Source organism: Streptomyces sp. a15 (genome assembly GCF_059026085.1).
The window spans coordinates 25567-34618 of record NZ_JBWLKM010000082.1; the positions used below are offsets into that span (position 1 = coordinate 25567).

At 71.3% G+C, this 9052-nt stretch carries 6 protein-coding genes; all 6 read left to right on the top strand.

The window, feature by feature from the left end; translation table 11 throughout:
• The first annotated feature begins 16 nt into the window (after positions 1-16).
• Positions 17-823 carry a hypothetical protein gene (locus AC5P09_RS42630; RefSeq protein ID WP_493879073.1) on the top strand — a complete coding sequence of 269 codons (807 nt, stop codon included), beginning with the start codon at positions 17-19 and terminating at the stop codon, positions 821-823.
• Positions 820-3042 carry an NHLP family bacteriocin export ABC transporter peptidase/permease/ATPase subunit gene (locus AC5P09_RS42635; protein WP_493879074.1) on the top strand — a complete coding sequence of 741 codons (2223 nt, stop codon included), beginning with the start codon at positions 820-822 and terminating at the stop codon, positions 3040-3042. Before AC5P09_RS42630 ends, AC5P09_RS42635 begins: the two co-directional genes overlap by 4 nt.
• A 1-nt stretch (position 3043) precedes the next feature.
• Positions 3044-5857 carry an NHLP bacteriocin export ABC transporter permease/ATPase subunit gene (locus AC5P09_RS42640; RefSeq protein ID WP_493879075.1) on the top strand — a complete coding sequence of 938 codons (2814 nt, stop codon included), beginning with the start codon at positions 3044-3046 and terminating at the stop codon, positions 5855-5857.
• Positions 5858-6009: 152 nt separating this feature from the next.
• Complete coding sequence (locus AC5P09_RS42645) at positions 6010-7512, top strand: MFS transporter (RefSeq protein WP_493879076.1); 1503 nt, start codon at positions 6010-6012, stop codon at positions 7510-7512.
• 166 nt (positions 7513-7678) lie between these two features.
• A complete protein-coding gene (locus AC5P09_RS42650) occupies positions 7679-8686 on the top strand; it encodes a Ppx/GppA family phosphatase (RefSeq protein ID WP_493879077.1) in 1008 nt (335 codons plus the stop codon).
• A gap of 71 nt (positions 8687-8757) precedes the next feature.
• On the top strand, positions 8758-8976 hold the full coding sequence (locus tag AC5P09_RS42655; RefSeq protein WP_493879078.1) for a hypothetical protein: 219 nt from the start codon (positions 8758-8760) through the stop codon (positions 8974-8976).
• Positions 8977-9052: the final 76 nt, after the last annotated feature.

Here is a 9052-nt window from a genome sequence, read left to right on the forward strand (position 1 = left end):
AGGTGAGGGAAGTTCCGTGCAGTTCCGCCAACAGGCCCTCGCCAAGCTCCAGTCGCCGGAGGAGCTCGACCTTCCGGTGCGTTTCGCCCGCCCCCAGGGCTGGCTCGTCCTCTCCGTGACGGTGGTCGTGATGGCCGCCGCGTCCGTGTGGGCGGTGACCGGCTCGGTGGCCTCCACGGTCGGTGCGCCCGCGATCCTCACCCACGGCGAGGGCAGTTACATCCTGCAGAGCCCGGTGGCGGGCCAGGTCACCGCGGTCGTCGCCAAAGAGGGCACACGGCTGCCCGCGAACTCGCCCGTCCTGAAGGTCCGTACGGCCGAGGGCGACAGCGTCGTCCGCACGGTCGCCGCCGGCCGGGTCACCGCGCTCGCCGCCACCATCGGCCAGATCATCCAGACCGGCGCGAACGTCGCCGCCGTGGAGAAGGTCGCCCGCGCCACCGACCCGCTGTACGCGACGGTGTACGTCCCCGCCGAGAATGCGGCCTCCATCCCAGCGAACGCCGCCGTGGACCTGACCGTCTCGTCGGTGCCCACGCAGGAGTACGGCGTGTTGCGCGGCCATGTGAAGTCGGTGGACCGCTCCGCCCAGTCGGCCCAGCAGATCGGCGCGTTCCTCGGGGACAGTCAGCTCGGCGAGCAGTTCACCAAGGACGGCCGGCCGGTGGCCGTGCTGGTCCAGCTGGACAAGTCGTCCGGCACGAAGAGCGGTTACCAGTGGTCCTCGGCGGACGGGCCGCCGTTCTCCCTCACCTCCATGACGACGGCCGACGCCTCGATCCGGCTGGCCGATCAGCGTCCCGTCGATTGGCTGCTGCCGTGAGCGCCGCCCAGGACACCAGAAGCAGGCGCAGAGCCGCCCCGCCCAAGCGACCGGTCCCCACGGGCAGGGTCAAGACCGTCCGCACTCCGACCGTTCTCCAGATGGAGGCCGTCGAGTGCGGCGCCGCCTCCCTGGCGATGGTGCTCGGCCACTACGGCAAGTACGTCCCGCTGGAGGAGCTGCGCATCGCCTGCGGTGTGTCCCGGGACGGTTCGCGGGCCAGCAACCTGCTGAAGGCCGCCCGTAGTTACGGCCTGACCGCCAAGGGCATGCAGATGGACACGGCCGCCCTCGCCGAGGTGAAGACGCCGGCCGTGCTGTTCTGGGAGTTCAACCACTACGTCGTCTACGACGGCATGGGGCGCCGCTTCGGGCGGCGCGGGGTGTACATCAACGACCCCGGCAAGGGCCGCCGTTTCGTGCCCATGGAGGACTTCGACGGCAGCTTCACCGGTGTCGTCCTGGTCATGGAGCCCGGCGAGGGCTTCACCAAGGGCGGGCGCAAGCCGGGCGTGCTGGGCGCGATGCCGGCCCGGCTGCGCGGCACCGCGGGCACCATGCCGGCGGCGGTGCTGGCGAGCCTGCTGCTGGTGGTGGTCGGCGCCACGGTGCCCGCGCTGAGCCGCCAGTACATCGACATGTTCCTGATCGGGGGCCAGACCTCCCTGCTCGGCGTGCTGTTCGCGTCGATGGGCGCGTCCGTGCTGCTCACCCTGGTGCTGACCTGGTTGCAACAGGCGAACCTGCTGCACGGCCGCATCATCTCCTCCACCCTGTCCAGCGCCCGCTTCCTGCGCCATCTGCTGCGGCTGCCGGTCACCTTCTTCTCCCAGCGCAGCCCGGCCGACCTGGTGCAGCGCCTCCAGTCCAACGACCAGGTGGCCGAGACGCTGGCCCGCGACCTGGCGGCGGCGGGCGTGGACGCCGTGGTCGTCGTCCTCTACGCGGTGCTGCTCTACACGTACGACCCGCAGCTCACCTATGTCGGCATCGGCGTGGCCCTGCTGAACGTGGTGGCCATGCGCGTCGTCATCAAACTGCGTGCCACCCGTACGGCGAAGCTGCGCGCCGACAGCGCCCGGCTCACCAACACGGCGTACACCGGCCTGCAGTTGATCGAGACGATGAAGGCGACCGGCGGCGAGGACGGCTACTTCCGCAAGTGGGCCGGGCAGCACGCCACCACGCTGGAGGAGCAGCAGCGGCTCGGTGTGCCGAGCGCCTGGCTGGGCGTGGTCGCACCCACGCTGGCGGCGCTGAACAGCGCGCTGATCCTGTGGATCGGCGGGATGCGGGCGATCGAGGGCGGGATCTCGGTCGGCCTGCTGGTCGCCTTCCAGGCGCTGGTCACCCGCTTCACCGCTCCGATCACCCGGCTGAACGGCGTCGCGGGCCGCATCCAGGACTTCGCGGCCGACGTGGCCCGGCTGAAGGACGTGGAGAACTTCCAGGCCGACCCGCTCTACGGCCGTCCCGGCGCCGGCGAGTCGACGCGCCGCCTGCAGGGCCATGTCGAGCTGCAGAACATCACCTTCGGCTACAACCCGCTCGACAAGCCCCTGCTCTCCGGCTTCGACCTGACCGTCGGCCCGGGCCGGCAGGTCGCGCTGGTCGGCGGTTCCGGCAGCGGCAAGTCCACGGTGTCCCGGCTGATATCGGGCCTGTACGCGCCCTGGGAGGGCGTGATCCGTATCGACGACCAGCGCATCGACGACATTCCGCGCGGGGCTCTGGCCGCGTCCGTCTCCTTCGTCGACCAGGACGTCTTCCTCTTCGAGGGCTCGGTCCGCGACAACATCGCGCTGTGGGACCCGTCGATCCCCGACGACGCCGTGGTGGACGCGCTGCGGGACGCCGCCCTGTACGACGTCGTGATGCGCCGCCCCGGCGGCATCCACAGCAGGGTCGAGCAGGACGGCCGCAACTTCTCCGGCGGACAGCGCCAACGCCTGGAGATCGCCCGAGCGTTGGTGCGCCGACCCAGCATCCTGGTCCTGGACGAGGTCACCAGCGCGCTGGACGCGGAGACCGAGCTGACGGTCATGGACAACCTGCGCAAGCGCGGCTGCGCCTGTGTGGTGATCGCACACCGGCTCAGCACCGTGCGCGACAGCGACGAGATCGTCGTACTCGAGCACGGCACGATCGTGGAACGCGGACGGCACGAGGAGCTGGTGGCGCGCGGTGGCGCGTACGCCGAGCTGGTCAGGGAACGGTGAGATGACGACCGCACACGAGCCGGACCTCGTGCTGGGCGCGCTCGGGACCATGGGCACGCCCGTCGACTGCGTCGGCCTGAGCCGGATCGACCTGGAGGGGCCGCAGGTGCTGTGGCTGGTCGCGGCGGGTGCCGTGGACCTGTTCGCGGTGGACGCCGAGGGGCAGGGCCACTGGCACCACCTCGGCCGGCTGGAGGCGGGCTCGCTGCTCCTCGGCCCGGTCGCGGGGCCCCAGCACACCCTGGTGGCCCGCCCGCTCCGGGACTGCGTGGTGCGCCGCATCAACCTGCGCGAGCTGTACCAGCCCGCGAACACCCAGACGTGGTCCTACGACGAGTACGGCAATCCCCAGTACGTGCCGCCGACGACGAGCCCGCTGGAGTACGCCCTCGCCCTGGGCGTCGGCCGCAGTCTGTCCATCCTCTTCCAGGCGCCGATGGCCACGGACCGGGCGGCCGCGCCCACCGACGACGACGTCTTCTGGATGCAGGTCCCGCCGGGCAGCGTGCAGTACGGCTCGCTGTACGGGGCGGAGGCCGCGGCCGACCTGTTGATGGACCCGGCCGTGTGGCAGAGCATGGTCGACCAGCAGTACCGGCTGCTGACCACGCTGGACCGGTGGATCGAACAGCTGGAGCACACGCACGAAACCCGGACGGCCGCCGGTATCAAGGCCGGTGAGGCGGTCCGCGCCCAGGCCGACCGGACCCTGCTCGCGTCCATCGGGAAGTCGTCGAAGCGTGCGACGGCCGCCGACGCGGACGCCAGCTACGCGGCCTGCAAGCTGGTCGCCCGGGCGGCCGGGATCCCTCTTGCCGACCCCGCGCAGTCCGGCACCGAGAGCGACCGGCTCGACCCGGTCGAGCGGATCGCGCTGGCCTCCCGGGTGCGCACCAGGTCAGTACGCCTCGACGGCCGCTGGTGGCGGGACGACGTCGGCCCGCTGGTGGGCCACCGGGCCCTGTCCGGGGCGCCGGTGGCGTTGCTGTGGCGGCGCGGCGGCTATGTGTCCGTGCACCCGGCGACCGGTCGCGAGACGCCGATCGAGAAGGCGAACGCGGAGGAGTTCGAGCCGCGCGCGGTGATGTTCTACCGTCCGCTGCCCGACCGGCCGCTCACTCCGCTCGGGCTGCTCCGCTTCAGCATGCGCGGCACGGGCGGCGACCTGACGAACCTCGTCATCAGCGGTCTGGTGACGGTGGCGATCGGGGCGCTGGTGCCCATCGCGACCGGCAAGGTGCTCGGCGAGTTCGTGCCGAAGGCGCAGACCCACCTGATCGTGCAGGTCTGTCTGGCGGTGATGATCAGCAGCGTGGTGGCGGCGGCCTTCATGCTGATGCAGAACCTGACCATGCTCCGCCTGGAGGGCCGTATCGAGTCGACGCTCCAGCCGGCGGTCTGGGACCGCCTGCTGAGGCTGCCGACCAAGTTCTTCACCGAGCGCTCGACCGGCGAGCTGGCCAGCGCGGCCATGGGCATCAGCGCGATCCGCCGGACGATGGCGGGCCTCGGTCCGGTGATCGCCCAGTCGGTGACCGTCGGCGCGATGAACCTGGGACTGCTGTTCTGGTACAGCGCCTCGATGGCGTTGGCGGCGATCGGGATGCTCGTCGTCATCGCCGCGATCTTCCTCGGGCTCGGGCTGTGGCAGGTGCGCTGGCAGCGACGCCTCGTGGTGCTCGGCAACAAGCTCAACAACCAGGCGTTCCAGACCCTGCGCGGCCTGCCGAAGCTCAGGGTGGCGGCGGCGGAGAACTACGCCTACGCGGCCTGGGCCTCGGAGTTCGCGCGCAGCCGCGAGCTCCAGCAGAAGGTCGGCCGCATCAAGAACCTCACCACGGTGATGGGCGCGGTCTACCTGCCGCTGTGCACCCTGCTGATGTTCATGCTGCTGGCGGGTCCGGCGCGCGGGGCGATGTCGGCGGCCGCGTTCCTCACCTTCAACACCTCGGTGACGATGCTGCTGACGGCGGTCACCCAGCTGACCGGCTCCTTCGTCTCGGCGGTCTCCGCGCTGCCGCTGTTCGAGGAGATCAAGCCGGTGCTGGAGGCCGCGCCCGAGGTGCGGACGGCCAGCACCCGCCCCGGCCCGCTGTCCGGCGGTATCGAGGCCCGCAGGCTCTCCTTCCGTTATTCGGGCGACGGTCCGCTGGTCCTCGACGACGTGTCCTTCGATGTGCGGCCGGGCGAGTTCGTGGCGATCGTCGGCCCGAGCGGCTGCGGCAAGTCGACCCTGCTCAGGCTGCTGATCGGCTTCGACCGGCCGGTCTCGGGCAGTGTGCTGTACGACGGCCAGGACCTGGCCGCCCTCGACCAGTCCGCCGTACGCCGGCAGTGCGGGGTGGTGCTTCAGCACGCGCAGCCGTTCACCGGGTCCATCCTCGACGTCATCTGCGGCACCGAGCCCTACACGCCGGAGGAGGCCCTCGCGGCGGCCGAGATGGCGGGGCTCGCCGAGGACATCAAGCGGATGCCGATGGGTCTGCACACCATCGTCTCGGGCAGCGGGGCGATCTCCGGCGGCCAGCGCCAACGCCTCATGATCGCCCAGGCGTTGATCCGCCGCCCGCGCATCCTCTTCTTCGACGAGGCGACCAGCGCCCTCGACAACGAGACGCAGCGCACGGTCATCGAGAGCACCAAGGCCCTCAACGCCACCCGGATCGTCATCGCGCACCGCCTGTCGACGGTACTGGACGCGGACCGCGTGATCGTCATGGAGGACGGCAAGGTCGCCCAGCAGGGCCCGCCCGCGCAGCTCCTCGCGGACACCGGCGGGCGGCTGCACGAACTGGTGCGGCGGCAGATGGCGTAGCGCTCCAGGGCACTCCAGGGCACTCCAGGGCACTCCAGGGCACTCCAGCGAAACTTTGCCGTTTCGCAGAAAGTGGTCTAGCCTCGATGTGTACGAAACAGTTTCGTTTACCAGTACGTTACCTTCGGACGACTTCCCTGGAGTGGTTCCCGATGTCCCAGAAGACCCTGACCGAGAGCGGCCCGGAGGGCGGCGTCCACGCACCCTCCGCGTCCGCCTCCAAGCGGTGGTGGATCCTCGCCGTCGTCGCCCTCGCCCAGCTGATGGTGGTGCTGGACGCCACCATCGTGAACATCGCCCTGCCCTCGGCCCAGGCCGACCTCGGGTTCTCCGACGGCAACCGGCAGTGGATCGTCACCGCGTACGCCCTGGCGTTCGCCTCCCTGCTCCTGCTCGGCGGCCGGATCGCGGACCTGTTCGGCCGCAAGCCCGCCTTCCTCGTCGGTGTCGTCGGCTTCGCGGCCGTCTCCGCGCTCGGCGGCGCCGCGACCAACTTCGAAATGCTGGTCACCGCGCGTGCCCTCCAGGGCGCCTTCGGCGCGCTCCTCGCGCCCGCCGCGCTCTCCCTGCTCAACACGACGTTCACCGACGCCCGCGAACGGGCCAAGGCGTTCAGCGTGTACGGCGCCATCGCCGGCGCGGGCGGTGCGGTGGGCCTGCTGCTCGGCGGCATCCTGACCGACGCGCTCGACTGGCGCTGGACGCTGTACGTCAACGTCCTCATCGCCGTCGTCGCCTTCGTCGGCGGCTGGATACTCCTGTCCAACAAGCGCGACGCCACCAACTCCAAGCTGGACGTGCCGGGCACCGTTCTGGTCGCCGCCGGTCTGTTCTCCCTGGTCTACGGCTTCTCCAACGCGGAGACGCACGACTGGAACTCCCCCGCGACCTGGGGCTTCCTGATCGCCGGCGGTGTCCTGCTGACCGCTTTCGCCTGGTGGCAGACCCGCGCCGCGCACCCGCTGCTGCCCCTGCGCATCCTGCTGGACCGCAACCGCGCGGCCTCCTTCATGGCCGTACTGATCTCCGGCGCGGGCATGTTCGGTGTGTTCCTCTTCCTCACCTACTACCTGCAGCTGGTCCTGGGCTTCAGCCCCACCAAGACCGGCGTCGCCTTCCTGCCGATGGTCGCCGCGCTGATGGTGGCGGCGCAGATCAGCACCACGGTCCTGGTCCCGCGGATCGGGCCGAAGGCGGTCATCCCGCTGGGCTTCGCGGTCGCCGCGGTCGGCATGGCCTGGCTGACCGGGATCGGCGTCGGCTCCGACTACGCGACCGCGGTGCTGCCGCAGCTGATCGTGACCGGCTTCGGTCTCGGTCTGGTCATGCCGCCGGCCATGCAGCTGGCCACCGGCGGGGTCGCGGCCGAGGACGCGGGCGTCGCCTCGGCCACCGTCAACGCCATGCAGCAGGTGGGCGGTTCGATCGGTACCGCCCTGCTGAACACGCTGGCCGCGAGCGCCGCGACCGACTACCTGGCGGGCAAGGACCCCAGCGACAAGCTGGTCCAGGCACAGGCGACGATCGAGAGCTACACCACCGCCTTCTGGTGGTCGGCCGGCTTCTTCGCCGCCGGCGCGCTGATCGCCTTCCTGCTCTACCGGCGCGGGGTGCCGGAGCAGGACCCGGAGGCCGCACCGGTCGTCCATATGTGATCCGGCTCGACCCGAGCCGCCATCAGGCCGAGGGGCCGCCGTCCGCAGGGAGACGGCGGCCCCTCCTCACTGTCCGGGAAGGGCTGGGGTGTCGGGGCGTCGGGGTGTCGGGACCCTGGGGGCACGGCTGACGTTGGGCGATCCCGCAACGGGGTACCCACGGCGCATGCGAATCAGCGTGGTTGACGTGGGATCGAACACGGTCAGACTCGCCGTCGCGGACGCGGAGGGCGGCGTACCGCTGCCCGTCCACACCGCCAAGTGGCGCCTGAGGCTGTCCGATCATGTGAAGCCCGGCGGCCCGATACCGGAGGAGGCGGTCGAACGGCTCGTCGATGCGGTCGCCGAGGCGAGCAGGACCGCGGCCCGCTGGGGTGCGGCGAGCCCTCTGGCCTTCGCGACCGCGGTGGTGCGCAGCGCCCCGAACCGCCACGAGGTGCTGCGTACCGTACGGGCCCGGACGGGAGTCGGGCTGTGCACGCTGCCGGGCGAGGTGGAGGCCGAGCTCACGTTCCTCGGGGCGCGGCGCTGGATGGGCTGGCGGTCGGGGCCGCTGGCCCTGCTGGACATCGGCGGCGGCTCGCTCGAAGTGGCCTTCGGCCGCGGCCGGTTACCGGACTTCGTGGCCTCGCTGCCGCTCGGCGCGGGCCGGCTGACCCACGAGTTCTTCGAGGGCCAGGACCCGCCGCCGCCGGAGCTGGTGCGGGCGCTGCGCCGCAAGGTCCGCCATCAACTGCGGGACGTGGCGGCCCGGATCCGCTGGGAAGGACCGCACACCGCGGTGGCCACCTCGCGCACCTTCCAGCAGCTGGGCCGGCTGTGCGGGGCCCCGCCCGGGCGGCACGGTCCTTTCACGGAACGGCTGTTGCACCGCGAGGACCTGCGGGAGGCGGTCGCCCGCCTGGCCGTCCTGCCCGCCGCCCAGCGCGCCGCGCTCCCCGGCATCTCCGCGCCCCGCGCGGTGCAGAGCCTGGCCGGCGCGGTGGTCGGGCACACGGCCATGAAGCTGACCGGGATCAGGACGCTCACGCTGTGCCCGTGGGCGATCCGCGAAGGGGTGCTGCTGCGTCACATCGAGGACGGGGCGCCCTGGTGGGCGGAGATCATCCGCCGCAACGAGGAGGCGGCGCCGCCGGATCCGGTGCCGCTGCACCTCGCGACGGCGAGCAACTGAACGGAGGAAGCCGGAGGAACCGGAGGAACCGGAGGAACCGGAGGAAGAAGAACTCGCGGAAGGAGACAGCCGTGTCCGACGCCAAGAACCCTGAGAAGAACTCCGAGAAGAACGACAGGAACAGCGGCCCCACCAAGGGGCCCGAAACCGCGCTCGAAGAGGTCCTCCGCGAGATCGAGGACGCCGAGACGCGTACCCGGGACTCCGCCGAGCAGCGCCGGCACCGGGGTGAGGCCTCGGAGGCCATCACCCCGAACACCCGCGCCCAGGAGGAGTCCGAGGGCGACTGACTAGGGGGTGTTTCGAAAGTCCTGTGCGGTGCCCGCGGTGTCCGGTGCGTGCTCTCGGTGTGCCGGACGGAAGGCC

What these genes read in the sequence shown, in the direction of transcription:
- AC5P09_RS42650 (WP_493879077.1), top strand. Translation starts at nt 7,679, where the DNA reads ATGCGAATCAGCGTGGTTGACGTGGGATCGAACACGGTCAGACTCGCC.
- AC5P09_RS42640 (WP_493879075.1), top strand. Translation starts at nt 3,044, where the DNA reads ATGACGACCGCACACGAGCCGGACCTCGTGCTGGGCGCGCTCGGGACC.
- AC5P09_RS42645 (WP_493879076.1), top strand. Translation starts at nt 6,010, where the DNA reads ATGTCCCAGAAGACCCTGACCGAGAGCGGCCCGGAGGGCGGCGTCCAC.